20 protein-coding genes and 1 pseudogene are annotated in these 23458 nt (G+C 67.2%); 14 read left to right on the top strand and 7 right to left on the bottom strand.

Annotated features, from left to right (window positions below):
* Positions 1-14: 14 nt before the first annotated feature.
* Entirely contained in the window at positions 15-1304 is a 1290-nt protein-coding gene (gene lysA, locus BN118_RS15280) for a diaminopimelate decarboxylase (protein WP_003806944.1), read from the bottom strand.
* Positions 1301-1498 carry an LPS translocon maturation chaperone LptM gene (gene lptM, locus BN118_RS20900; RefSeq protein WP_085964340.1) on the bottom strand — a complete coding sequence of 66 codons (198 nt, stop codon included), beginning with the start codon at positions 1496-1498 and terminating at the stop codon, positions 1301-1303. Before lptM ends, lysA begins: the two co-directional genes overlap by 4 nt.
* A gap of 19 nt (positions 1499-1517) precedes the next feature.
* Between lptM and cyaY the strand changes: the two genes are divergently transcribed.
* Entirely contained in the window at positions 1518-1847 is a 330-nt protein-coding gene (gene cyaY, locus BN118_RS15275) for an iron donor protein CyaY (protein ID WP_010931575.1), read from the top strand.
* A 56-nt stretch (positions 1848-1903) separates the two neighbouring features.
* Here cyaY and BN118_RS15270 read toward each other — a convergent pair whose 3' ends face one another.
* Positions 1904-4348, bottom strand: coding sequence for a penicillin-binding protein 1A (locus BN118_RS15270; RefSeq protein WP_003806946.1), 2445 nt, complete (start codon positions 4346-4348; stop codon positions 1904-1906).
* A gap of 113 nt (positions 4349-4461) precedes the next feature.
* Here BN118_RS15270 and BN118_RS15265 point away from each other — a divergent pair, with 113 nt between their 5' ends.
* The 3 genes from BN118_RS15265 to BN118_RS15255 are packed head-to-tail and all read left to right on the top strand — an operon-like array spanning position 4462 to position 7324.
* A complete protein-coding gene (locus BN118_RS15265; RefSeq protein WP_003806947.1) occupies positions 4462-5097 on the top strand; it encodes a shikimate kinase in 636 nt (211 codons plus the stop codon).
* Entirely contained in the window at positions 5097-6173 is a 1077-nt protein-coding gene (gene aroB / locus BN118_RS15260) for a 3-dehydroquinate synthase (protein WP_003806948.1), read from the top strand. Before BN118_RS15265 ends, aroB begins: the two co-directional genes overlap by 1 nt.
* On the top strand, positions 6170-7324 hold the full coding sequence (locus BN118_RS15255; protein WP_003806949.1) for a deoxyguanosinetriphosphate triphosphohydrolase: 1155 nt from the start codon (positions 6170-6172) through the stop codon (positions 7322-7324). Before aroB ends, BN118_RS15255 begins: the two co-directional genes overlap by 4 nt.
* Before the next feature lie 173 nt (positions 7325-7497).
* Here BN118_RS15255 and BN118_RS15250 read toward each other — a convergent pair whose 3' ends face one another.
* The gene (locus BN118_RS15250) at positions 7498-8157 is read right to left on the bottom strand and encodes a glutathione S-transferase family protein (protein ID WP_010925693.1); all 660 of its coding nucleotides are present in this window, start codon (positions 8155-8157) and stop codon (positions 7498-7500) included.
* A 152-nt stretch (positions 8158-8309) separates the two neighbouring features.
* Between BN118_RS15250 and BN118_RS15245 the strand changes: the two genes are divergently transcribed.
* Positions 8310-9260 carry an IS481-like element IS481 family transposase gene (locus tag BN118_RS15245; RefSeq protein ID WP_005013747.1) on the top strand — a complete coding sequence of 317 codons (951 nt, stop codon included), beginning with the start codon at positions 8310-8312 and terminating at the stop codon, positions 9258-9260.
* A gap of 1 nt (position 9261) precedes the next feature.
* Here the strand turns inward: BN118_RS15245 and uvrA are convergent, their stop codons facing one another.
* Positions 9262-12120: an excinuclease ABC subunit UvrA gene (gene uvrA / locus BN118_RS15240; RefSeq protein ID WP_014905998.1), complete on the bottom strand. Its 2859-nt coding sequence runs from the start codon at positions 12118-12120 to the stop codon at positions 9262-9264.
* Positions 12121-12275: 155 nt separating this feature from the next.
* Here uvrA and BN118_RS15235 point away from each other — a divergent pair, with 155 nt between their 5' ends.
* From BN118_RS15235 to BN118_RS15200, 7 genes and pseudogenes are all read left to right on the top strand, one after another.
* Entirely contained in the window at positions 12276-13460 is a 1185-nt protein-coding gene (locus BN118_RS15235; protein WP_014905997.1) for an MFS transporter, read from the top strand.
* A 232-nt stretch (positions 13461-13692) separates the two neighbouring features.
* A complete protein-coding gene (gene ssb, locus BN118_RS15230; protein WP_003806953.1) occupies positions 13693-14193 on the top strand; it encodes a single-stranded DNA-binding protein in 501 nt (166 codons plus the stop codon).
* Between the two features lie 172 nt (positions 14194-14365).
* On the top strand, positions 14366-16555 hold the full coding sequence (locus BN118_RS15225; RefSeq protein WP_014905996.1) for a TonB-dependent siderophore receptor: 2190 nt from the start codon (positions 14366-14368) through the stop codon (positions 16553-16555).
* A gap of 30 nt (positions 16556-16585) precedes the next feature.
* Positions 16586-17089: a 2,4'-dihydroxyacetophenone dioxygenase family protein gene (locus BN118_RS15220; RefSeq protein ID WP_023852866.1), complete on the top strand. Its 504-nt coding sequence runs from the start codon at positions 16586-16588 to the stop codon at positions 17087-17089.
* A gap of 18 nt (positions 17090-17107) precedes the next feature.
* A pseudogene (locus BN118_RS20895) lies at positions 17108-17796 on the top strand (HpcH/HpaI aldolase family protein).
* 28 nt (positions 17797-17824) lie between these two features.
* Entirely contained in the window at positions 17825-18841 is a 1017-nt protein-coding gene (locus tag BN118_RS15205) for a tripartite tricarboxylate transporter substrate-binding protein (protein ID WP_014905995.1), read from the top strand.
* Between the two features lie 53 nt (positions 18842-18894).
* Positions 18895-19311 carry a GntR family transcriptional regulator gene (locus BN118_RS15200; RefSeq protein WP_227914961.1) on the top strand — a complete coding sequence of 139 codons (417 nt, stop codon included), beginning with the start codon at positions 18895-18897 and terminating at the stop codon, positions 19309-19311.
* Here BN118_RS15200 and BN118_RS15195 read toward each other — a convergent pair.
* The gene (locus tag BN118_RS15195) at positions 19291-20241 is read right to left on the bottom strand and encodes an IS481-like element IS481 family transposase (protein ID WP_010930742.1); all 951 of its coding nucleotides are present in this window, start codon (positions 20239-20241) and stop codon (positions 19291-19293) included. The genes BN118_RS15200 and BN118_RS15195 overlap by 21 nt on opposite strands.
* 17 nt (positions 20242-20258) lie before the next feature.
* Here BN118_RS15195 and BN118_RS15190 point away from each other — a divergent pair, with 17 nt between their 5' ends.
* Entirely contained in the window at positions 20259-20738 is a 480-nt protein-coding gene (locus tag BN118_RS15190) for a UTRA domain-containing protein (RefSeq protein ID WP_126967223.1), read from the top strand.
* Positions 20739-20842: 104 nt separating this feature from the next.
* Here BN118_RS15190 and BN118_RS15185 read toward each other — a convergent pair whose 3' ends face one another.
* Positions 20843-21676 carry a LysR family transcriptional regulator gene (locus tag BN118_RS15185; RefSeq protein ID WP_010931579.1) on the bottom strand — a complete coding sequence of 278 codons (834 nt, stop codon included), beginning with the start codon at positions 21674-21676 and terminating at the stop codon, positions 20843-20845.
* 279 nt (positions 21677-21955) lie between these two features.
* On the opposite strand from BN118_RS15185, the gene BN118_RS15180 reads away from it, so the two are divergent.
* Positions 21956-23446 carry an amidohydrolase family protein gene (locus BN118_RS15180; RefSeq protein ID WP_010931580.1) on the top strand — a complete coding sequence of 497 codons (1491 nt, stop codon included), beginning with the start codon at positions 21956-21958 and terminating at the stop codon, positions 23444-23446.
* The last annotated feature ends 12 nt before the right edge of the window (positions 23447-23458 follow it).

Raw genomic sequence — 23458 nt, 5'->3', positions numbered from 1 at the left:
GCCTTGCGGGTGCGTCAGGGCAGCGTGGACTCGCCCTGGTACAGCGACTCCAGCGTTTCGCGCTGGCGCACGATGTAGTGGCGGTTGCCGTCGACCATGACTTCGGCCGCGCGCACCCGGGTGTTGTAGTTGCTGGCCATGACCATGCTGTAGGCGCCGGCCGACTCCACCGCCAGCACGTCGCCGGCCTGGATCGCCAGGGCGCGGCCGCGCGCCAGCCAGTCGGCGCTTTCGCAGACCGGCCCGACGACGTCGTACTCGATCCGCTTGTCGGCCCGCGGCGTGACCGGCTGCACGCCGTGGTAGGCCTCGTACAGGGCCGGGCGCAGCAGGTCGTTCATGGCCGCGTCGACAATGGCGAAGTTGCGCGCCTCGGCGTGCTTGAGGTATTGCACCGTGGTCAGCAGCACGCCGGCATTGCCGACCAGCGAGCGGCCGGGTTCCAGCACGATATGCAGGTGCCCCAGGCCGCGCGCGTTGATGCGCTCGAACACCCGGTCGAGCAAGGCCTTGGGCGAGGGCGGGATTTCGTCCGTGTAGCGGATGCCCAGGCCGCCGCCGAGGTCCAGGTGCTTGATGGCGATGCCGTTCTCGGCCAGCTGCTCGATCAGGTCCAGCAGCTTTTCCAGTGCGTCGAAGTACGGGCTGATGTCGGTGAGCTGCGAGCCGATATGGCAATCGACGCCAACCACTTCGACGCCGGGCAGGCGAGCCGCCAGCCGGTATGCCGCCGGCGCGGACTCGATGGCGATGCCGAACTTGTTTTCCTTCAGGCCCGTCGAGATGTAGGGATGGGTCTGGGCGTCGACGTCGGGGTTGACGCGCAGCGATACGCGCGCGCGCCGGCCCATGGAGACGGCGACGTCGGACAGGCGCTCGAGTTCGGCCTCGGACTCGACGTTGAAGCACTTCACGTCGGCTTCGAGCGCGGCGCGCATTTCCCAGGCCTGCTTGCCCACGCCGGAGAACACGACCTTGGCGGGGTCGCCGCCCACGGCCAGCACGCGCGCCAGCTCGCCGCCGGACACGATGTCGAAGCCGGCGCCCAGGCGTGCGAATTCCTTCAGCACGGCCAGGTTGGAGTTGGCCTTCATGCCGAAGCACACCAGCACCGGGCGCTCGCCGATGGCGTCGCGATAGGTCTCCCAGGCCGAGCGCAGCGCGGCGCGGGAATAGACGTACAGCGGCGTGCCCAACTGGGCGGCCAGGCTGTCGAGCGGCACGTCTTCGGCGTGCAGCACGCCGTTCTGGTAGCGGAAATGGGGCGAGCCAGCCAGGTCGGGCTGGACGGAAACGGCGGTCATGGCAGGGACGGAGCAGGGGGGATGGAGGAGGGCGGCGTTTGCTGCCCCGTGGGCGCGGGCTGGCCGGGCTCGGGCGGCGGCAGATACAGGGGACCCTTGTAGCCGCAGGCGGCAAGCAGCCCGCCGAGGGCCAGCGTGGCTACAATGCGTAGAGCCAGACGGTTATGTGCCGAATGGAACACAGGGAACTCCATAATTGTTGCAGGTTGGATTATGACGGAAACCGAATTTCTTGCGTTGGTCGACCAGGTGCTCGACAGTATCGAAAGCCAGGCGGACGATTGGGCCGCAGGCCTGGATGTCGATATCGAAGCCACCCGCAGCGGCAATGTGCTGACGCTGGTGTTCGAAGACGGCACCCAGGTCGTCGTCAATGTGCAGGCCGCCATGCAGGAGCTGTGGGTCGCCGCGCGCAGCGGTGGTTTCCACTATCGCTACGATGGCCAGCACTGGAACGATACCCGTGGGGGTCCGCGCCTGCCCGATGCCCTGTCGCAGATCTGTTCCGAGGCCGCCGGCGTGCCGGTTTCGGTGCGCCTCTGACTGCATCAGTGTAAGCCGGGCCGGGACGCTTGCGTCCCGGCCCGGCCGCCAACGAGTCAGAACGGGATGTTCTGGCTCCAGGGCTGCGACCCTTGCGTGCCCACGCCGGGCGCCACGCGGATCGAATTGTCGTTGCCGCCGGTCAGCCCGTTCAGGAAGTCGCCCAGCGCGTCGCCGGCCTGGGGCAAGCCCAGGCGCGCCACCGCCTGGCCGGGCGGGAACTCGCTGAAATAGAGCTCGCCGTTCTCCACCAGCAGGCCATCGGGACGCGGCCGCTGCTTCTCTTCGGGCACGCCCTTGAGCGCATCCTTCATGTAGTCGAGCCAGATCGGCATGGCCACGCCGCCGCCGGTCTCGCGCGAGCCCAGCGATTTGGGCTGGTCGAAGCCCAGCCATGCGGTGGCCACCAGGCTGGGCGTATAGCCCGAGAACCAGGCGTCGACCGATTCGTTGGTGGTGCCGGTCTTGCCGGCGACGTCGCTGCGCTTGAGCGTGGCGCGGGCGCGGGCGGCGGTGCCGCTGGTGGCCACGCCACGCAGCATATCGTCCATGACGAAGGCGGTGCGCGCGTCGATGGCGCGCGCGGCCGCATCGCCGGCGATGACCGGACGCGATTGCATCAGGACCTTGCCGGAGCTGTCGGTGACGCGATCGATCAGGTAGGGCGTGATGCGGTAGCCGCCGTTGGCGAACACCGCATAGGCGCCGGCCAGCTGCAAGGGCGTGACCGAGCCGGCGCCCAGCGCCAGCGGCAGCACGGCGGGCTGGCGCGCCTTGTCGAAACCGAAGCGGGTGAGGTAGTCCTGGGCGTACTGCGGCCCGATGGCCTGCAGGATGCGGATGGACACCATGTTCTTCGACTTGTACAGGCCCTGGCGCATGGTCAGCATGGGCTCGTACTGGTTGCCGTAGTTCTTCGGATGCCAGGCCTTGGAGCCGGTCTGCGCCGCGGACAGTTCGAACGGCTGGTCGGAGATCTGGGTGGCCGGCGTCAGGCCGCGCTCGAGCGAGGCGGCATAGATGAACGGCTTGATGTTCGAGCCGGGCTGGCGCCATGCCTGCGTCACGCGGTTGAAGTTGCCGCGGTAGAAGTCGAAGCCGCCGACCATGGCGCGGATGGCGCCGTCCTGCGGCGACAGCGCCACGAACGCGGCCTGCACCGCCGGCATGTTGATGACTTCCCAGTTGTCGTTGTATTTGTGGATGTAGACGACCGAGCCGCGCTTCAGGCGCATCTCGGGCTTGGCCTTGTCCGTCAGCGCCCGCGCCACCACGCCCAGCGCCTTCTTGTCGGTGATGGAGATGACTTCGCGCGAGCTGCGCACCAGCTTGATCTCGGTGGGGCTGGCCGACAGCACGACGGCGGTCAGCAGGTCGCCGCTGTCGGAGAACTTGTCGAACACGCCATCGAGGAATTCGTCCAGCGCCTGCGGGTCGTTCTCGACGCCGGCCGGCATGTCCAGCTGTTCCTCGGGGCCGGGGTAGGGCGCGCGCCGCGTGTATTCGAGCACGCCGTCGCGCACCGCGCGATAGGCCGATTCCTGGTCCTTCGACTGGACGGTGGTGTAGATGTTGATGCCGCGCGAATACAGGTTGTCCTGGTACACGTTGTAGAGCAGCTGGCGCGCCAGTTCGGCGACGTATTCGCCATGGATGGCGTAGCCGCCGGCCGGCGTGCCTTCGGCCGACTTGATCACGATGGGCTGCGCCATCGCTTCCTTGTATTCGGGCTCGGTCAGGTAGCCCAGCGAATACATGCGGCCCAGCACATAGCGCTGGCGCAGTTCGGCGCGCGGGCGGTTGGAAATCGGGTTGAAGCGCGACGGCGCCTTGGGAATGCCGGCCAGCATGGCGGCCTCGGACGGCGTGACCTGCGACAGCGGCTTGCCGAAATAGGTGCGCGAGGCGGCGGCGAAGCCGTAGGCGCGATGGCCCAGGTAGATCTGGTTCATGTACAGCTCGAGGATCTGGTCCTTGGTGAGCTGCGATTCGATCTTGAAGGTGAGCAGCAGTTCGTAGAACTTGCGCGAATAGGTCTTCTCGGACGACAGGTAGAAGTTGCGCGCCACCTGCATGGTGATGGTGCTCGCGCCTTGCGACTTCGACATGCTGATCAGGTTGGTCAGGCCGGCGCGGATGACGCCCATCCAGTCGATCCCGCCGTGCTGGTAGAAACGATCGTCCTCGGCGGCCAGCACCGCCGACTTCATGACATCGGGGATTTCGTTGAAGCGCAGCACGTTGCGGCGCTCTTCGCCGAATTCGCCGATCAGCACCCGGTCGGCCGTATAGACGCGCAGCGGCACGCGCGGCCGATAGTCGGTCATGGCGTGCAGATCGGGCAGGTTGGGCCAGGCCAGCGCCAGGGCCATGCCGGCCAGCAGTACGCCGCACAGGGCCAGGCCGCCAAAGAAGATGCCGGCCTTCAGGAAGAACCGCAAAATCGCTGAACCGCTCTTGGCGGGCTTGTCCTGCTTGGTTGAATTCTGGCGCTTGCTCATCGCGGCGATTGTACGGTTATCTCCCATTGTCCCAATTGGGGCCATGGCAGTTTCTGTAACAGAATCGTTCAGTGTGGTAAGCGGGCAACTGACAGCGATGGGATAATGCCGGCATGAATGCTTCCGCTAATTTATGCGCGGCGTCCGCCAACGACCCGCAACCGGGCGACCAGGAGGCCGCCCACCCTGTAGCCTGCGCCGGTGACGAGCCGGCGGCGTTCCTGCCGCACGACCTGCCGATCTTTCTGGTGGGGATGATGGGCGCCGGCAAGACCACCATAGGGCGAGGCCTGGCGCGTGCGCTGAGGCGCGAATTCATCGATCTCGACCATGAGTTGGAGGCGCGTTGCGGCGTGCGGGTTCCGGTCATCTTCGAAATCGAAGGCGAAGCCGGGTTTCGCCGGCGGGAAGCTGCCGCATTGCAAGAGTGTACCCAACGCCGGCAGATAATTCTTGCCACCGGCGGGGGCGCGGTGCTGGCCGCGGAGAACCGGCAGGCCCTGCGCGAGCGCGGCATCGTGATCTACCTGCGCGCCAGCGTGGAAGAGCTGTTCCGGCGTACCAGCCGCGATCGCAACCGCCCCTTGCTGGCCACCGCCGATCCGCGCGCTACCCTGCGCGAGCTGATGGTGGCGCGCGAACCGCTGTATAACGAGGTGGCCGATCTGGTCATCGATACCGGCAGCATGCCCATCGCCACGCTGGTGAAGTCCCTGCTGCCCAAGCTGCAAGCCTACGAGAAGAAATAATGGACGTTGTCGAGGTCGCCACGCCCGGTGGCAGTTATCCCATCCATATCGGCCCCGGACGCCTGGATGCGCTGGACGCGTCGATTCCGGCCGACGCGACGGCCATCGCCGTGGTCACCAACCCGACCGTGGCGGGCCTGTACGGCGCGCGCGTCGAGGCGGCCCTGGCGCGCACCGGCAAGCGGGTGCTGCGCATCGAGTTGCCCGATGGCGAGGCGCACAAGGATTGGCAGACCCTGAACCTGATTTTCGACGCCCTGCTGGAAAACCGCCTGGACCGGCGCGCCGTGCTGGTGGCGCTGGGCGGAGGGGTGATCGGCGACATGACGGGTTTCGCGGCCGCCGTATACATGCGCGGGATCCGCTTCGTGCAGGTGCCGACCACCTTGCTGGCGCAGGTGGATTCGTCGGTGGGCGGCAAGACCGCGGTCAACCACCCGCTGGGCAAGAACATGATCGGCGCCTTCTACCAGCCGGTGGCGGTGGAGATCGATACCGAGGTGCTGGGCACGCTGCCGGCGCGGGAAGTGTCCGCGGGACTGGCCGAGGTGATCAAGTACGGCCTGATCCTGGATGCCGGTTTCTGGCAGTGGTGCGAGGACAACGTCGGCGCCTTGCGCGCGCTGGAGCCCAGGGCGCTGGCCTATGCGATCCGGCGCTCGTGCGAGCTCAAGGCGCAGGTGGTGGGGCAGGATGAGCGCGAGTCCGGCCTGCGCGCCATTCTCAACCTGGGGCATACCTTCGGCCATGCGATCGAGTCCGGCCTGGGTTACGGCGAGTGGCTGCACGGCGAGGCCGTGGGCTGCGGCATGGTGCAGGCGGCCGAGCTGTCCACCCTGGCAGCGGGCTTTCCCGCCGCCGATGTGCAGCGGGTGCGCGATCTGGTGCGCGAGATCGGCTGCCCCACGGTGGCGCCGGACCTGGGCGCCGAGCGCTGGCTGGCGCTGATGCAGGTGGACAAGAAGACCGAAGGCGGCGAGATCCGTTTCGTGCTGATGCCGCGCATAGGCCAGGCCTTGAGCCGGGCGGCGCCGGAGGCGGACGTGCGGACCGCGCTGGAACGAACCACGCGATGAACAAGGACGGGACGGTAGTGCTTATGAACGAATTGGCTTCTTATGCATCCGACCCGTCAAAAACGCGCGGGCGCAGGCACAGCGAGCCGCCGCCAGAGAACCGCACCGAGTTCCAGCGCGACCGGGATCGCATCATCCATTCCAATGCGTTCCGGCGCCTGGAATACAAGACCCAGGTCTTCGTCAACCACGAAGGCGACCTGTTCCGCACCCGCCTGACCCACAGCCTGGAAGTGGCCCAGATCGCGCGCACGCTGGCGCGCAGCCTGCGGGTTTCGGAGGATCTCACCGAGGCCATCGCGCTGGCGCATGATCTGGGGCACACGCCGTTCGGCCATGCCGGGCAGGACGAGCTCAACGCCTGCATGCGCGAGCTGGCGCCGCAGGCGGGCGGCTTCGAGCACAATCTGCAGAGCCTGCGCGTGGTCGACGAACTGGAAGAGCGCTACGCCGAGTTCAACGGCCTGAACCTGTGCTTCGAGACCCGCGAAGGCATCCTGAAGCATTGCTCGGCCACGCATGCGCGCCAGCTGGGGGCGGTGGGCGAGCGCTTTCTCGACCGCACCCAGCCGTCGCTGGAGGCCCAGCTGGCCAATCTGGCCGACGAGGTGGCCTACAACAATCATGACGTCGACGACGGGCTGCGCTCCGGGCTGATCACCCTGGAGCAGCTGCAGGAGGTGGGCATTTTCGCGCGCCACTACGCCGAGGTGGCGCGCCGTTATCCCCAATTGGCGCCGCGCCGCGCCACCTCGGAGACGATCCGGCGCATGATCAATACGCTCATCGTCGACCTGACCGCCACCTCGCTGGCGCGCATCCGCGACCATGCGCCGGCCAGCGCCGACGACGTGCGCCGGGCGCCGCCGCTGGCGGGGTTCTCGGCGGCGGTGCGGCGCGAGGCCGACGAGCTGAAGAAATTCCTGTTCGACAACCTGTACCGCCACTACCGCGTGGTGCGCATGACCACCAAGGCCCAGCGCATCGTGCGTGAGCTGTTCCAGGCCTTCCTGGGCGATCCGCGCCTGTTGCCGCCGGACTACCGGCGCGAGCAGCCGCAGGACCAGGCGCGCGCCATCTCGGATTACATCGCCGGCATGACCGATCGCTACGCGATCCGCGAGCATCGGCGGCTGTTCGAAATGGGCTGAGGGGCTGCCTCGCCCATGCGGCCTACCCCAAATGGGGGGTGCGGGCCGAGGGCTCGCCGGGCTAGGATAGGGCCAGCACTTCGCCGTGCTTTTATTCGCCGGCTCCGCGGCAGTCCAGGGGCATCTGCTGACGGCAACGGGGCCGGCGGATTTTTTCGTCCGCGTAGCGCGGCTCAGCGGTGCGTGCGGTACGGTTCGTCGTCGGCGACGAAGGTGGCTTCGGCCAGCGCGTCGCGGGTCCAGGCCTGCATGGCCGGCAGGGCCTGCACGGCCTCCATGTAGTCGCGCACCGCGCCGGCGGCGGCCACGCCGTAGGTCTGGAAGCGCGAGACCACGGGGGCGTAGAACGCGTCGGCAATCGAGAAACGACCGAACAGGAACGGGCCCGACTGGCCGAATTCGGCGCGCGTGTCGTGCCAGATGGCCTGCACACGCGAAATATCGGCCTGCGCCGCGCTCAGGTCGATGCCCGGCAGCCGGGCCTCGATATTCATGGGCATGGTCTGGCGCAAGGCGCCAAACCCGCTGTGCATCTGCGCCGCGAGCGACCGCGCGCGGGCGCGCGCGCGCCGGTCGGCCGGCCACAGCTGCGCGTCGGGATGGCGTTCGGCCACGTACTCGCAGATGGCCAGTGAATCCCAGACCGCGAAATCGCCGTCGAGCAACACCGGCACCAGGCCGGCCGGCGTTATGGCTTGCAGCCGTTGCGTGAAGGCCTCGGTCAGCAGGCCCAGCTTCTGCTCTTCAAACGGAATGCCGGCCTGGCGCAGCGCCAGCCAGGCGCGCAGGGACCAGGACGAGTAGTTCTTGTTGGCGATCAGCAGGGTATACATGGCGGCCTGGCGGCAAGATAGGGGGGCGGGCGGTTCGCGTCCGTGCCGCCCTAGTTGTGAAGATTCAATAGGTTGTATGCATGGTTCATCCGAACCGGATTTGAGAAACTGGAAATCGCCAACTCCCCAGTTCACTCAAGGAGCCCGGCCGGATGAACACCCATAAGCATGCCCGATTGACCTTCCTACGTCGACTCGAAATGGTCCAGCAATTGATCGCCCATCAAGTTTGTGTGCCTGAAGCGGCCCGCGCCTATGGGGTCACCGCGCCGACTGTGCGCAAATGGCTGGGCCGCTTCCTGGCTCAGGGCCAGGCGGGCTTGGCCGATGCGTCCTCGCGCCCGACGGTCTCGCCCCGAGCGATTGCGCCGGCCAAGGCGCTGGCTATCGTGGAGCTGCGCCGCAAGCGGCTGACCCAAGCGCGCATCGCCCAGGCGCTGGGCGTGTCAGCCAGCACCGTCAGCCGCGTCCTGGCCCGCGCCGGTCTGTCGCACCTGGCCGACCTGGAGCCGGCCGAGCCGGTGGTGCGCTACGAGCATCAGGCCCCCGGCGATCTGCTGCACATCGACATCAAGAAGCTGGGACGTATCCAGCGCCCTGGCCACCGGGTCACGGGCAACCGACGCGATACCGTTGAGGGGGCCGGCTGGGACTTCGTCTTCGTGGCCATCGATGACCACGCCCGCGTGGCCTTCACCGACATCCACCCCGACGAGCGCTTCCCCAGCGCCGTCCAGTTCCTCAAGGACGCAGTGGCCTACTACCAGCGCCTGGGCGTGACCATCCAGCGCTTGCTCACCGACAATGGCTCGGCCTTTCGCAGCCGCGCCTTCGCCGCGCTGTGCCATGAGCTGGGCATCAAGCACCGCTTTACCCGACCTTACCGCCCACAGACCAATGGCAAGGCCGAACGCTTCATCCAGTCGGCCTTGCGTGAGTGGGCTTACGCTCACACCTACCAGAACTCCCAACACCGAGCCGATGCCATGAAATCCTGGCTACACCACTACAACTGGCATCGACCCCACCAAGGCATCGGGCGCGCTGTACCCATCTCCAGACTCAACCTGGACGAATACAACCTATTGACAGTTCACACCTAGTCTAGCGCCGTTTGCCGTTGCGCAATACCCGCCCCAGGTAGTGGCCGGTGTGGCTGTCGGGGCTGGCCGCCACCTGCTCGGGCGTGCCCTGCGCGACCACGCGTCCGCCGCCGTCGCCGCCTTCCGGCCCCATATCCACCAGCCAGTCGGCGGTCTTGATGACGTCGAGGTTGTGCTCGATGATCAGTACCGTATTGCCGCTGTCGACCAGTTGGTTGAGGACCTTGAGCAAGAGCTCGATGTCATGGAAGTGCAGGCCGGTGGTCGGCTCGTCCAGGATGTACAGGGTGCGGCTCGTGCTGCGGCGCGACAGTTCCAGCGACAGCTTGACCCGTTGCGCCTCGCCGCCGGACAGCGTGGTAGCGCTTTGCCCCAGCCGGATGTACGACAGGCCCACATCGATCAGCGTGTGCAGCTTGCGCGCAATGGCGGGCACCGATTCGAAATATTCCAGCGCCTGTTCGACCGTCAGGTCCAGCACTTCGCTGATGTTGCGGCCGCGGTAGCGGATTTCCAGCGTCTCGCGGTTGTAGCGCTTGCCGTGGCAGACGTCGCACGGCACGTACATGTCCGGCAGGAAATGCATCTCGACCTTGACCACGCCATCGCCCTGGCAGGCTTCGCAGCGTCCGCCCTTGACGTTGAAGCTGAAACGGCCCGGGTCGTAGCCGCGCGCGCGCGCTTCGGGCACGCCGGCGAACAGTTCCCGGATGGGCGTGAACAGCCCGGTGTACGTGGCGGGGTTGCTGCGCGGCGTGCGTCCGATCGGGCTTTGGTCCACGCTGATGGTCTTGTCGAAGTGCTCCAGCCCGGCCAGGCCGGCATAGGGCGCCGGCTCGCCTTGCGCATGGTTGAGCTGGCGCGCCAGCGCCACCGCCAGCGTATCGTTGACCAGGGTGGATTTGCCCGAGCCCGAGACGCCGGTGACGCACACCAGGCGCGCCGCCGGGATGCGCAGATCGACCGATTTGAGGTTGTTGCCGGTGGCCCCGGACAGGTGCAGCCAGGGCTGGTCGTCGGCGACCGGCCGGCGCGCCGGGATCTCGATGGCGCGCGCGCCGCTCAGGTACTGGCCGGTGAGCGATTGCGGGTCGGTCTGCACCGCCTCCGGCGTGCCCTGCGCCACCACCTGGCCGCCGTGCTCGCCGGCGCCCGGGCCCATGTCGACCACCCAATCGGCGCAGCGGATCATGTCCTCGTCGTGCTCGACCACGATGACGCTGTTGCCCAGGTCGCGCAGGTGCTGCAGGGTGCCGATCAGCCGGTCGTTGTCGCGCTGGTGCAGGCCGATGGATGGCTCGTCCAGCACATACATGACGCCGGTCAGGCCCGAGCCGATCTGGCTGGCCAGCCGGATGCGCTGGGCTTCGCCGCCCGAGATCGTATCGGCGCTGCGATCCAGCGACAGGTAGTTCAGGCCGACATTGTTCAGGAAGCTGAGACGGGCCTCGATCTCGCGCACGATGCGCTGCGCGATCTCCTGCTTGGCGCCGGTCAGCTGCAGCTGGCGGAACCAGTCCAGGCACACCGACAGCGGCATGCTCTCGACCTCGAAGATCGCCTGGCCATGGCGTTCGCCCTCGCGCGGCTCGCTGCCGATCAGCACGTTGCGCGCCTCGGGACGCAGGCGCGAGCCGCCGCAGTCCGGGCAGGTCTTGATGTTGCGGTACTTGCCCAGCTCCTCGCGCACCGTGGCCGAGTCGGTTTCGCGCCAGCGGCGCTCCAGGTTCGGGATCACGCCTTCGAACGGGTGGCGCTTGACCGTGCTGCGGCCCTTTTCATTGACATAGAAGAAGGCGATCTCTTCCTCGCCCGAGCCGTGCAGTACCTTCTCGCGCACTTCGGCCGGCAGCTCCTCGAACGGGGTATCGATGTCGAATTCGTAATGGGTGGCCAGGCTGGTCAGCAGGGAGTGGGTGAAGGAGTTGCGGCGGTCCCAGCCGCGGATCGCGCCGGCGGCCAGGCTCAGCTCCGGGAAGGCCACCACGCGCTTGGGGTCGAAAAAGCCTACCTGGCCGATGCCGTCGCAACCGGGACAGGCGCCCATGGGATTGTTGAAGCTGAACAGCCGCGGCTCCAGCTCGGCCAGGCTGTGGCTGCAGATCGGGCAGGCGTAACGGCTGGAGAACACCTGTTCGCGGCCGCTGTCCATGTCCAGCGCGATGGCGCGGCCTTCGGCCAGCTGCAGCGCGGTCTCGAAACTCTCGGCCAGGCGCTGCTGGCTTTCGGGGCGGATGCGCAGGCGGTCGATGACCACGTCCAGGTCGTGTTTCTCGGTTTTCTTCAGCGCGGGCAGCTGCTCGATTTCCTGCAGCTGGCCATCGACCCGCAGCCGCACGAAGCCCTGCGCCTGCAGGCTGGCCAGTTCGTCCTCGAAGCTGCCCTTGCGGGCCCGCGCAATGGGCGCCAGCACGGCCAGGCGCGCCTCGGCCGGCCAGGCCAGCACGGCGTCGACCATCTGGCCGACGCTTTGCGCCTGCAGCGGCAGCCCGTGGTCGGGGCAGTAGGGCGTGCCCACCCGTGCGTACAGCAGGCGCAGGTAGTCGTGGATCTCGGTGATGGTGCCCACGGTCGAGCGCGGATTGTGGCCCGCCGACTTCTGTTCGATGGAGATCGCCGGCGATAGGCCTTCGATCAGATCGACATCGGGCTTGTCCATCAGCTGGAGGAACTGGCGCGCGTATGCCGACAGGCTTTCCACGTAGCGACGCTGGCCTTCCGCATACAGCGTGTCGAACGCCAGCGACGACTTGCCCGAACCGGACAGGCCCGTCACCACGACCAACTGGTGGCGCGGCAGGTCCAGCGAGACGTTCTTGAGATTGTGGGTGCGCGCACCCCGAATGCGAATCGCGTCCATTGGGCGTTTAAGCAGTTTCAAAGGCCAACTTGGTACTATAGCGCGCCGAATCGTCCCCCGTTCGCTGGTCCATAGTCTGTCCGGCATGCGCGAGGGGCGGCCGGCGCGCCCGGCCCCAGGCCGTTTCCGTCACCCTTCTCATTTCCTATGCCTGCATGCCGGCCGACCAGAAACTGCAACTGACCCGCTCCGAGCGCCGCGCCAGCGTGGCCTTGGCCGGCCTGTTCGCATGCCGGATGCTGGGCCTGTTTCTGCTGCTGCCGGTCTTCGCGGTGGCTGCGCGCGACCTGCCCGGCGGCAACGACCCCGCGCGCGTCGGCCTGGCGCTGGGCATGTACGGCCTGACCCAGGCCTTCATGCAGATCCCTTTCGGCCTGGCTTCCGATCGCTGGGGGCACCGTCCGGTGGTGGTCGCCGGCCTGGTGCTGTTCATCATCGGCAGCGTGGTCTGCGCGCTGGCTGACGATGTCTACTGGATCACGCTGGGCCGCGCCATCCAGGGCGCGGGCGCCATTTCGGCGGCCGTCACGGCCTGGCTGGCCGACGCCACCCGCGACGAGGTGCGCACCCGGGCCATGGCCATGGTGGGCGGCTCGATCGGCCTGTCGTTCGCCGTGTCGCTGGTTGCTGCGCCGGTGCTGGTGGGGTGGTGGGGGCTGTCGGGACTGTTCTGGACCATTGCCTGCCTGGGCCTGGCCAGCCTGACGGTGGCCCGCTGGATGGTGCCGGTAGTGCCGCGCACCGAGGCGCGCACCATGCAGGGCGCCAGTGCCCGGGCCGTCCTGCTGCACGCCGACCTGCTGCGGCTCAATTTCGGCGTGTTCGTGCTGCACCTGATCCAGGTCGCCCTGTTCCTGGTTACGCCGTCGCTGCTGGCGCGCCTGGGCGGGCTGGACGCGCGCGACCTGTGGCGCGTCTACCTGCCGGTCATCCTGGTTTCCTTCGTGCTGATGGTGCCCGCCGTGTTCGTGGCCGAGAAGCGGCGCGCCCACCGGGCGGCGCTGCGCGCCGCCGTGGCGGGCCTGATCGTGGTCTGCGCCTTGCTGCCGCTGGCCGCTCACGGTTTCTACGCCCTGGCCCTGGCGCTGACCGGTTTCTTCGTGGCCTTCAACATCCTCGAAGCCCTGCAGCCTTCGCTGGTGTCGCGCGTTGCGCCGGCGCAGTACAAGGGCCTGGCCCTGGGCTTCTACAACACCGCGCAGGCCGCCGGCCTGTTCGCCGGCGGCGCGCTGGGCGGCTGGCTGGCGGCCAGCGGCGGGGCCGACGCCGTGTACATCGCCGCCGCCGCGCTGGCGGCCCTGTGGCTGGCCGTGACCTGGGCGCTGCGGCCGCTGCGCTGATCCGTTCGGCCCCGGAAAATGTTACAGCGTGGTGGATAATTCTGCGCCGCCGGCGGTTGGCGCGGCCATGCGTTATCGTCGATAATGTCGGTCATCACAGGGCTTCACCCAGTATGCGCCGGTCACCGACCGGCGTGTTTCATGAAGCCGGTCTTAAACACAGTTTCGTATGCGCAGCCGGCGCCGCGACGTTCCACGCGGCGGCGCGGGCGGGCAACAGAGGGGCATCGGCATGGCATCCGTCAACAAAGTCATTCTCGTCGGCAATCTGGGTCGCGACCCGGAAGTGCGTTACAGCCCGGATGGGGCGGCCATCTGCAACGTGTCGATCGCCACGACCTCGCAATGGAAGGACAAGGCCAGCGGCGAGCGCCGCGAGGAAACCGAATGGCACCGCGTGGTCATGTACAACCGCCTGGCCGAAATCGCGGGCGAATACCTGAAGAAGGGGCGTTCGGTCTACATCGAGGGCCGCCTGAAGACCCGCAAATGGCAAGACAAGGACACCGGCGCCGACCGCTACAGCACCGAAATCGTGGCCGACCAGATGCAGATGCTGGGCGGGCGCGATAGCGGCGGCGACAGCGGCGGCGGTTACGGCGGTGGCTACGACGACGCACCGCGCCAGCAGCGCGCCCCGGCCCAGCGCCCGGCGGCCGCCCCGCAGCGCCCCGCGCCGCAGGCCGCGCCGGCCGCCAACCTGGCCGACATGGACGACGATATTCCGTTCTGAGGCGCTTGCAGCCAATCGCTGGATGCGAAAGCCCTGCCCAGGCAGGGTTTTTTTTCGCCTGGAGCAGGGCGCGACGGGGCATCCGGAGACCTGTGTAATCAATAATAATATTGCGAACAAGTCGCATTCATAATAAAATACGAGTTTTTCTTGGCCATACTGGAGAAATTTCGTGCCTCGTCCTACTTCCCGCCGTACGCGCCCTGCGCGCCGGCAGGCGCAGCCCGCCTTCGTGCCCGCGCTCTTCATGCTTGCCCTGGGCGCCGTTGCCGCCGGCGCGCGCGCCCAGCCCGCTGCGGCGGGTGTCCCGGATACGCAAGGCGTGGCGCAAATGCCGGCCGTCACGGTCAACGCCGCGCCGGTGGACGACACGCTGGAGCATCTGGAGGCGCCGGTCGATACCGGCGCGCTGGGACGGCGCACCCAGCTGGAGACGCCTTTTTCCACCACGGTGGTGACTGCCCGCGACATGGAGGAGCGCCAGGTCAACAAGCTGGGAGACGTGTTCGCGCTGGATGCCTCGGTGACGGACAACAGCGCGTCCTATGGCGCGTGGGCCAGCTACCTGACGGTGCGCGGCCTGCCGCTGGATTGGCAGAATTCGTACCGCATCGATGGCCGGCCGTTCCTGAGCTACGTCACGACGCTGCCGTTCGAGCACTTCGAGCAGATCGACCTGCTCAAGGGGGCGTCGGGCTTCATGTACGGTTTCGGCTCGCCGGGCGGCCTGGTCAACTATGTCACCAAGAAGCCGACCGACGAAGCGGTGCGCAGCGTCGAGCTGGGCTACGTGTCCAAGGGGTTGCTGCGCGAGCACGTGGACCTGGGCGGCAGGGTGGGCGAGAGCGGCGCGTTTGGCTATCGGCTGAATGCCACGCACGAGGAGGGCAATACCTACAACGGTGGATCGCTGTACCGCGATTCGGTGTCGCTGGCGCTGGATGCGCGCCTGAGCGACCGGTTGACCTGGGACTTCCAATCCATCTACCAGGACCGCAAGGCCATCGGGCAGGAGCCCACGATCTATGCGGGCACCATGGCCGGCAGCGAGTTGCCATCGCCGGTGCGCAACGACAATGACAGGCTGGTCGGGCAGGGACCGTATGCGGACAATGCGTTCCGCTATTACTCGACCGGCTTGAAGTACCAATTGGCGGACGAATGGACGCTGAGCACCAATTACAGCTACAGCTCCACGCGTACCCGCCGCAACGAGTCGGTGCTGTTCCTGCGCGACCAGGCGGGCGACTATGACGATTACCGCTCGGACTATGGCGAGGCCTATGGCTACAACCAGTGGCAGGCCATGCTGGAGGGCAAGTTCGCTACCGGTCCCTTGAAGCACCACGTGGTGGCCGGCGCGTCGTGGCAGAAGCAGAAGAACGACTACAGCGCCAACGGGGTCTATCAATTGCAGGGCACGGGCAACCTGCGCGCGCGCAATACCAACACGTACTACAGCGAAGGCCAGCTGCACCTGTACCGCGCGGCCGAGATCACGCAGAAGGCGCTGTTCGCCAGCGACACGGTCGACCTGACCGGCGGCTGGTCGGTGCTGGGCGGGCTGCGCTATACGAATTATGCGCAGCAAGGATTCGATGCCACGGGCGCGCGAACATCGCGCTACGACAAGAACGGCGTGCTGACGCCGACCTTTGCCCTGATGTACAAGCTGACGCCGCGCACCATGGCCTATGCCAGCTACATCGAATCCTTGGAGCCGGGCTCGTCGGTGGGCGCCGCGTACGCCAACTTCGGCGCATTGCTCGATCCGTTGAAGAGCAAGCAGTACGAGCTGGGCATCAAGACCGAACAGGACGGCTGGGCCGCCACGGCGGCGCTGTTTCGCATCGAGAAGAAGGCGGAATACGCGAATGCCGCCAACGAGCTGGTGCAGGACGGCAAGACGCTCTATCAGGGGTTGGAACTGGGCGCCTCCACGCGTATCGCCCGCGACTGGAACGTGGGAGGCAGCCTGATGTTGCTGGATTCGGAATACAAGAAAGGCTCGGATTTCACCGGCAACCGCGTGGCGGGAGCGCCGAAGTTCGTGGCGGCCGCGCAACTGGCGTACTCGGTGCCGCAGGTGCCGGGGCTGAAGCTGCGCGCCGATGTGAAGTACACCGGCAACACGATGCTGGGCGCCAGCAACCGGGTGCAGGTGGACGACTACGCCATCGTCAATATCGGCGCCACCTACGACACGCAGATCCACGGCTACGAGGCGACCTTCACCGCCGGCATCAACAACGTGGCCAACAAGCGCTACTGGCTGTACCAGTCGTCCGACTACGTGAAGGCGGGCGACCCGCGGACCTATGGCCTGACGTCTATATCCAGATATCCGGATATCTGGATATAACAAGAGACGAACCACTTGGAGGAGAACACGATGGGGCATGGCATAGCGGGAGGCACGGGGCTGGCGGCCCGCAACGAGGCGCCGGAGCTGATCCGGGCGCTGGACCGCGACGATGAGCGCTGCTGGGTGCCGCTGGCGCCCGGCGCCTGGTTCTACCCGATGGCATTCGATGTGCGCAACGGCGTGTGGCACAGCGTCTTTCGCGTGGCGCCGGGCGCGCAGCTGCCGACGCACTACCATCTGGGGCGGGTGGTCGGCTGTACGCTGCGGGGGCGCTGGCATTATCGCGAGCGTGACTGGGAGCACCGGCCCGGCTCGTACCTGCTGGAAGTGCCGGGCGACAGCCACACCTTCGAGGTGATCGGCGAGGAAACCGTGGAGCTGTTCACCGTCAACGAAGGGGGCTTCCTGTTGCTGGACGAACGCGGCGACGTCACCGGCATTACCGATGTCTTGCTGCGCCTGGAGCAGGCTCGCGCGCATTACGAGCGTGTCGGGCTGGGCCGGGCCGCGATCGATTCGCTTATCCGCTGACCGCGACAGGAGCCAGCCATGACGACCTTGAAAGCGCGCCTGCGCCAGGGACAGGCAATCACCATGATCGGCAACAGCCTGCCGGATACCTATGCGGCCGAGATGGTGGCCAGCGCGGGATTCGACGCGGTGATGATAGATCTGCAGCATTCCGCCATCGGGCTGCACGAAGTCAACGACCTGGCGCGCGCGGTGCGCGCCCAGGGATGCGCGCCGGTGGTGCGCGTGGCGGCCAATGATCCGGCGGCGATCACCAAGGTGCTCGATGGCGGCGTGGATGCCGTGGTGGCGCCCATGATCAACAGCGCCAGAGCATCCAGGACTATTACGCGCAGACCCGCGACCGCCTGCTGCCCATCGCGATGATAGAGAACGAGGAGGGCGTGCGCCAGGCCGAGCAGATCATGCGTACGGAGGGGCTGGGCGCGATCTACGTGGGCGCGAGCGACCTTTCCATCGCCATGGGGATGGATTGCGTGCCCGACTACCGCAACGCGCGCCTGCTCGATTGCATCAAGGGGCTGATCGACCTGGGCGAGCGCTGCGGCATTCCGGTTGGCGCCTTTGCACCGACACTGGAAGACTCGTTGATGCTGCAGTCGCTGGGCGCGCGGATCCTGTGGGTAGGCTCCGACCAGGGCTTCATCAAGGTCGGCTGCGCGGCCCGCGCGCAGCAGTACCACGCCGAATCGTCGCCGCGGCGATAGCAGCGCCGCGACCGCGCAGGAGACCGCTATGAAGACGCTTGCATCGATGGTTCGCTGGCCCCGCATCGCCGGCGCCGTCGTCCGCCAGGCCTGTGCCGCCGCGTTGGGGCTGGCCCTGGGGGCGGCGCCGGCGCTGGCCGACTACCCCAGCCGCCCGGTGACCCTGGTCGTGCCTTCGCCGCCGGGCGGGTCGACCGACGCGATTGCGCGCGTGCTGGCCGATGCCCTGGGCAAGCGCCTGGGGCAGTCCATCGTGATCGAGAACAAGGGCGGCGGGGGCGGCATCGTGGGCTCGTCGTATGTGCTGGACAAGCCAGCCGACGGTCACACGCTGCTGCTGGCGATTTCCAGCAAGACGGTGGCGCGCGCCCTGCAGCCGGCGCTGGCCTATGATCCCATCAGGGATTTCACGGCGGTGGCGCTGGTGTCGCGCGTACCGACGGTGATGGTGACCTCGGTGGCGGCCGGGCTGCCCGACTTCGCGCGGCTCAAGGCTTACATCGCGGCCAATCCGGGCAAGACGGCATGGGCCGTGCCGGGCATCGGCACCGCGCCGTACCTGACCGAGCACGTGCTGATGCAGGCGCTGGGCGGCAAGGTGAACGAAATCCAGTATCGCGGCAGCGCGCCCATGCACGTCGATCTGCTGGCGGGCCGCGTCGACGTGGTGGTGGACAGCTACACCGCGCTGCGGCAGCACATCGACGATCGCAAGGTGGTGCCGGTCGCGGTCATCGGCCGGGGCCGCATCGAGGCGATGTCGGCGGTGCCGACGCTGGGCGAACTGGGCTATCGGACCTTCGAAGAGGTATTGTTCGACGGTTGGAATGCCATCGATGTGCGCGCCAGCACCCCGCCGGAGGTGGTTGCGCGCTTGAGCCAGGCGCTGCAGGACGTGCTGGCCGATCGCGCTTTTCGCGAGCGCGTCGTGCAGCTGGGGTTGGTGCCGTTCGCGCCGATGCCGGCGAGCCAGGCCCAGGATTTCGTGCAGGATGTCTCGCGCGTGCTCAGTCCGGTGGCCGCGTCCCTGGCGGCTGCGCAATAATCAGGCTTTCGACTTCACCGGCCCCGGCCCTGAGCCACTCCAGATAACCGCCTATGTCTGCTTCCGTTGATGTGTTGTCCCTGCCCGAGGTGGAGGCAGCCGCTTCAGCCGATACGCCCAACCTGCTGTACTGGACCATCTACCAGGGCCTGGTCCGGTCGATCGAGGCGGATACGGCCGCGGTCGGCAAAGACCTCCCGATAGAACGGCTGATATCGGCGCACTATTCGGCCAGCCGCTTTACCGTGCGGCAGGCGCTGGACCTGCTGGAAAAGCGCGGCTATATCCGCAAGCAGCGCGCCAAGCCGGCGCGCGTCATCAGCCGCAGTCCGGTGGTGCCGGTCGAGCGCCATCTGCGCCGCCTGTCCGATATCCTCAGCCCGGCGGTCATCCACCAGACGCGCGTCACCGGCTTCGGGCCGGCGCGGCACGACGAAGCCGCCGCCACGCTAGGTGTGAACTGTCAATAGGTTGTATTCGTCCAGGTTGAGTCTGGAGATGGGTACAGCGCGCCCGATGCCTTGGTGGGGTCGATGCCAGTTGTAGTGGTGTAGCCAGGATTTCATGGCATCGGCTCGGTGTTGGGAGTTCTGGTAGGTGTGAGCGTAAGCCCACTCACGCAAGGCCGACTGGATGAAGCGTTCGGCCTTGCCATTGGTCTGTGGGCGGTAAGGTCGGGTAAAGCGGTGCTTGATGCCCAGCTCATGGCACAGCGCGGCGAAGGCGCGGCTGCGAAAGGCCGAGCCATTGTCGGTGAGCAAGCGCTGGATGGTCACGCCCAGGCGCTGGTAGTAGGCCACTGCGTCCTTGAGGAACTGGACGGCGCTGGGGAAGCGCTCGTCGGGGTGGATGTCGGTGAAGGCCACGCGGGCGTGGTCATCGATGGCCACGAAGACGAAGTCCCAGCCGGCCCCCTCAACGGTATCGCGTCGGTTGCCCGTGACCCGGTGGCCAGGGCGCTGGATACGTCCCAGCTTCTTGATGTCGATGTGCAGCAGATCGCCGGGGGCCTGATGCTCGTAGCGCACCACCGGCTCGGCCGGCTCCAGGTCGGCCAGGTGCGACAGACCGGCGCGGGCCAGGACGCGGCTGACGGTGCTGGCTGACACGCCCAGCGCCTGGGCGATGCGCGCTTGGGTCAGCCGCTTGCGGCGCAGCTCCACGATAGCCAGCGCCTTGGCCGGCGCAATCGCTCGGGGCGAGACCGTCGGGCGCGAGGACGCATCGGCCAAGCCCGCCTGGCCCTGAGCCAGGAAGCGGCCCAGCCATTTGCGCACAGTCGGCGCGGTGACCCCATAGGCGCGGGCCGCTTCAGACACACAAACTTGATGGGCGATCAATTGCTGGACCATTTCGAGTCGACGTAGGAAGGTCAATCGGGCATGCTTATGGGTGTTCATCCGGCCGGGCTCCTTGAGTGAACTGGGGGGGTGGCGATTTCCAGTTTCTCAAATCCGGTTCGGATGAACCATGCATACAACCTATTGAATCTTCACAGCTAGGCCAGGCGCCGGGGGCGCAGCTGTATCGCCTGCAATTGGTGCACGCGGACCAGGCGCAGAACATCGGTTTCAGCGATATCTACTTTCCCGCGCATATCGGGCAGCGCCTGAGCCTGCAGGATTTCGACGCCGCGGCGCGCAATGGGCCGTTGTTCGTCTATCCCATCGTCGAGCAGAAAATCGGCTTCAAGGTCGACCATGCGCGCATCAATATCGGCGCCGAGTCGCATGCCCGCGCCCAGCGCACGGCGGTTGCCGAGGCGCTGGGCACCGCGCCGCTGGTGCGGGTGCAGTATGTTTTCTCGCATGCCGGCGAGCCCGTGCAGTTCACCACCAACTGGCTGGATTCGCGTTTTTTCAGCGTCAGCTACGAGCTGGCGGAAGGCGAGTTCTAGCCCGGCGCGCCGTCTTGGGGCGCGGGACAGGCGTTGACGCGGGCCAGGTCGTAGACGGTGTCGCGCAGCCATTGGTGCGAGGGGCTGCGGCGGGTGCGGTCGTGTCAGAGCTGGGATACCGGGAAATCAGGCAGGGGCAGCGGGTGGGCCAGGACCTGCAAGGGATGCCGCGCGGCGAATTCGCGCGCCACCCGGCAGGCCATGGTCGCCACCAGGTCGGTGGCGGTGAGCGTGGCGGGGATGGCCAGCATATGGGGCACCTGCACCGCCACGTCGCGCGTCACGCCCAGGCGTTGCAGGGTGTCCTGCAATACGCGCTCGCGCGCGCCGTTCTGGCGCGGCATGGCCAGGTGGCGGCTGGAGACGAATTGCTCGATCGGCACCGGGTCGGCCAGCGCGGGATGGCCGGCGCGGCACAGGCACACGTAGTGATCGCGGAACAGCTCCTGGCGGTAGATGGGGAAGTTGACGCTGGCGACGCTGGAGATGACGAGGTCGACCTTGCCGGCCAGCAGCATTTCCTCCGGCATCATGGATTCCATGTCATGCAGCGTCAGCGAGACGTGCGGCGCGGTCTCCTGCAGGCGGCGCATCAACCCCGGCAATAGGACGAACGACACGTAATCGGTGGCGCCGATATTGAAATGCGCGTGCGCGCTGCGCGCGTCGAATTCGGTCACGGGGCCGGCCAGGCTGTTGAGCGCTGCGATGGCCTGGCGCACCTGGTCGGCGATCTCCAGCGCCCTGTGCGTGGGCACCACGCCGCGGCTGGCGCGCAGGAACAGCGGGTCGCCGAACGCCTGCCTGAGCTGGGCCAGGCCCTTGCTGACGGCCGACTGGCTCATCGCCAGGCGTTCCGCCGCGCGCGTGACGTGGCCCTCGGCGAGGATCGCGTCGAAGATCATCAGCAGATTCAGGTCCAGATGCTTGGCGATCATGGCTGGCTCGTCGGCGTAGGGCCCCGCGCGGGGGGCCGAATAATGCACTATTCGAAACCGGAATAAGCCCGGGCCGGGCCGCTCGCCGCGCCTGCGCGGCGCGCCGCAAACCCTGGTTTGGCGCCATTATCCGTGGAAATGGCCGGGTGATGCACGCACTTGTCGCGGCGCCCCGATCCGGTGCAGGCCACGCGCCGTGCGTTGACAGGGTTTCCGATACTAATCAGCATACTGATCAATTGCCCGACGGGCGGCAATGGTCAACAAGGGGAGTATCGGATGCTGACACAGATAAAGGGCGAATGGGTGCTCGGGTTCGCCGACGGCAACCACCGCATGCTGTGCGACGCCAGCGTCGTCTACGAAGGCGAGCGCATCGTGCACGTGGGTACGGAGTTCGACGGCGTGGCCGACCGCGTGATCGATGCGCGCGGCTGCCTGGTGGCGCCCGGGTTCATCGACACCCATGTGCATTCCGGCCATCGCGCCTTGCACAAGCTGCTGGCCGATGGCGGACGCCCGGACCTGTTCGGCCAGCCGTACATGGACGTCACGATCGCGCGCGACGGGACGCGGATCAAGGGTTATCCCAACTACCTGAGCCGCGAGGAGGCCGCGGTCGATCCCGGCATTGCCCTGCATGCCGCGTTCACCGTGGCCGAACTGCTGCGCAATGGCGTGACGACGTTCGTCGAACTGGGCGGCCACGTGATGGTGCAGGAAGCGTTGTGGCGCGAATGCGAGCGGCTGGGCGTGCGCGGCTACCTGGGGCCCGGTTACGACAGCGGGCGATGGGCCGCCGACGACCAGGGCCGCCTGCGGCGCGTTCCGTATCCGGACGGCGGCGATCATCTGTTCGAGGAGGCGGTTGCGTTCATCAAGCGCGTCCAGGCGGCCGGCAACGACCTGGTCAACGGCATCCTGGTGCCGCGCGAGGTCGAGAACTGCAGCGTCGACATCCTGCGCCGTACCGTGCAGGCCGCGCAGGAACTGGGCGTGCCGATGGCCACGCATGCGGGCTACAACGTCATCGAGTTCTACGAAACGGTGCGCGAGCATCGCATGACGCCGATCGAATTGCTGCACAGCGTCGGCATGCTGGGGCCGCGGCTGAACATCGGCCACGCCAATCTGATTTCCGATAGCCCGCGCCTGAACTATTCGGGCGGACGCGACCTGGCCCTGATGGGCGAGCATCGCGTCTCCATCTCGCATTGCCCGATCAACATCGTGCGCCGCGCGCGCGTGCTCGACTCGTGGAAGAAGTATCGCGAGGCGGGCGTCAACCTGACCATAGGCAGCGACACCTATCCGCGCGACATGGTCATGAACATGCGGACCGCGTCCTATCACGGCAAGGTCATGAGCCATGACCTGAACGCGGCGAGCGCGGCCGAAGTGTTCGAGGCCGCGACCCTGGGGGGCGCTCGCTCGCTGGGACGCACGGATATCGGCCGGCTGGAGCCGGGCGCGCGCGCCGATGTGATCGCCATCAACGTGGGCCGCCAGGATGTGCTGCGCTATGGGCCGATCTGGGACCCCATCCGCAGCCTGGTCGAGTGCGGCGTGGGCGATGACGTGGAGCTGGTGGTGACCAACGGGCAGGTGCGCATGGAGCAGGGGCGTATTGCCGGCGTGGACCTGGGCGCGCTGCGCGCCGAGGCGCAGCAGTTTGCCGACAACGTCTGGCGCGACCTGCAGGATTGGGATCCGTTGCGGCGCACGGCGCAGGCCATGTGCCCGCCGTCGTTCTGCCCGGACTGCATGTAGCGGCCCGCCGGG

This window comes from Bordetella pertussis 18323 (assembly GCF_000306945.1).
GTDB classification, from domain to species: Bacteria; Pseudomonadota; Gammaproteobacteria; order Burkholderiales; family Burkholderiaceae_B; genus Bordetella; species Bordetella pertussis.
This window is presented reverse-complemented; position numbering and strand designations above follow the sequence as displayed.

Coding starts and splice junctions, on each gene's coding strand:
- lysA (WP_003806944.1), bottom strand. CDS start 1,304: ATGACCGCCGTTTCCGTCCAGCCCGACCTGGCTGGCTCGCCCCATTTC.
- lptM (WP_085964340.1), bottom strand. CDS start 1,498: ATGGAGTTCCCTGTGTTCCATTCGGCACATAACCGTCTGGCTCTACGC.
- cyaY (WP_010931575.1), top strand. CDS start 1,518: ATGACGGAAACCGAATTTCTTGCGTTGGTCGACCAGGTGCTCGACAGT.
- BN118_RS15270 (WP_003806946.1), bottom strand. CDS start 4,348: ATGAGCAAGCGCCAGAATTCAACCAAGCAGGACAAGCCCGCCAAGAGC.
- BN118_RS15265 (WP_003806947.1), top strand. CDS start 4,462: ATGAATGCTTCCGCTAATTTATGCGCGGCGTCCGCCAACGACCCGCAA.
- aroB (WP_003806948.1), top strand. CDS start 5,097: ATGGACGTTGTCGAGGTCGCCACGCCCGGTGGCAGTTATCCCATCCAT.
- BN118_RS15255 (WP_003806949.1), top strand. CDS start 6,170: ATGAACAAGGACGGGACGGTAGTGCTTATGAACGAATTGGCTTCTTAT.
- BN118_RS15250 (WP_010925693.1), bottom strand. CDS start 8,157: ATGTATACCCTGCTGATCGCCAACAAGAACTACTCGTCCTGGTCCCTG.
- BN118_RS15245 (WP_005013747.1), top strand. CDS start 8,310: ATGAACACCCATAAGCATGCCCGATTGACCTTCCTACGTCGACTCGAA.
- uvrA (WP_014905998.1), bottom strand. CDS start 12,120: ATGGACGCGATTCGCATTCGGGGTGCGCGCACCCACAATCTCAAGAAC.
- BN118_RS15235 (WP_014905997.1), top strand. CDS start 12,276: ATGCCGGCCGACCAGAAACTGCAACTGACCCGCTCCGAGCGCCGCGCC.
- ssb (WP_003806953.1), top strand. CDS start 13,693: ATGGCATCCGTCAACAAAGTCATTCTCGTCGGCAATCTGGGTCGCGAC.
- BN118_RS15220 (WP_023852866.1), top strand. CDS start 16,586: ATGGGGCATGGCATAGCGGGAGGCACGGGGCTGGCGGCCCGCAACGAG.
- BN118_RS15205 (WP_014905995.1), top strand. CDS start 17,825: ATGAAGACGCTTGCATCGATGGTTCGCTGGCCCCGCATCGCCGGCGCC.
- BN118_RS15200 (WP_227914961.1), top strand. CDS start 18,895: ATGTCTGCTTCCGTTGATGTGTTGTCCCTGCCCGAGGTGGAGGCAGCC.
- BN118_RS15195 (WP_010930742.1), bottom strand. CDS start 20,241: ATGAACACCCATAAGCATGCCCGATTGACCTTCCTACGTCGACTCGAA.
- BN118_RS15185 (WP_010931579.1), bottom strand. CDS start 21,676: ATGATCGCCAAGCATCTGGACCTGAATCTGCTGATGATCTTCGACGCG.
- BN118_RS15180 (WP_010931580.1), top strand. CDS start 21,956: ATGCTGACACAGATAAAGGGCGAATGGGTGCTCGGGTTCGCCGACGGC.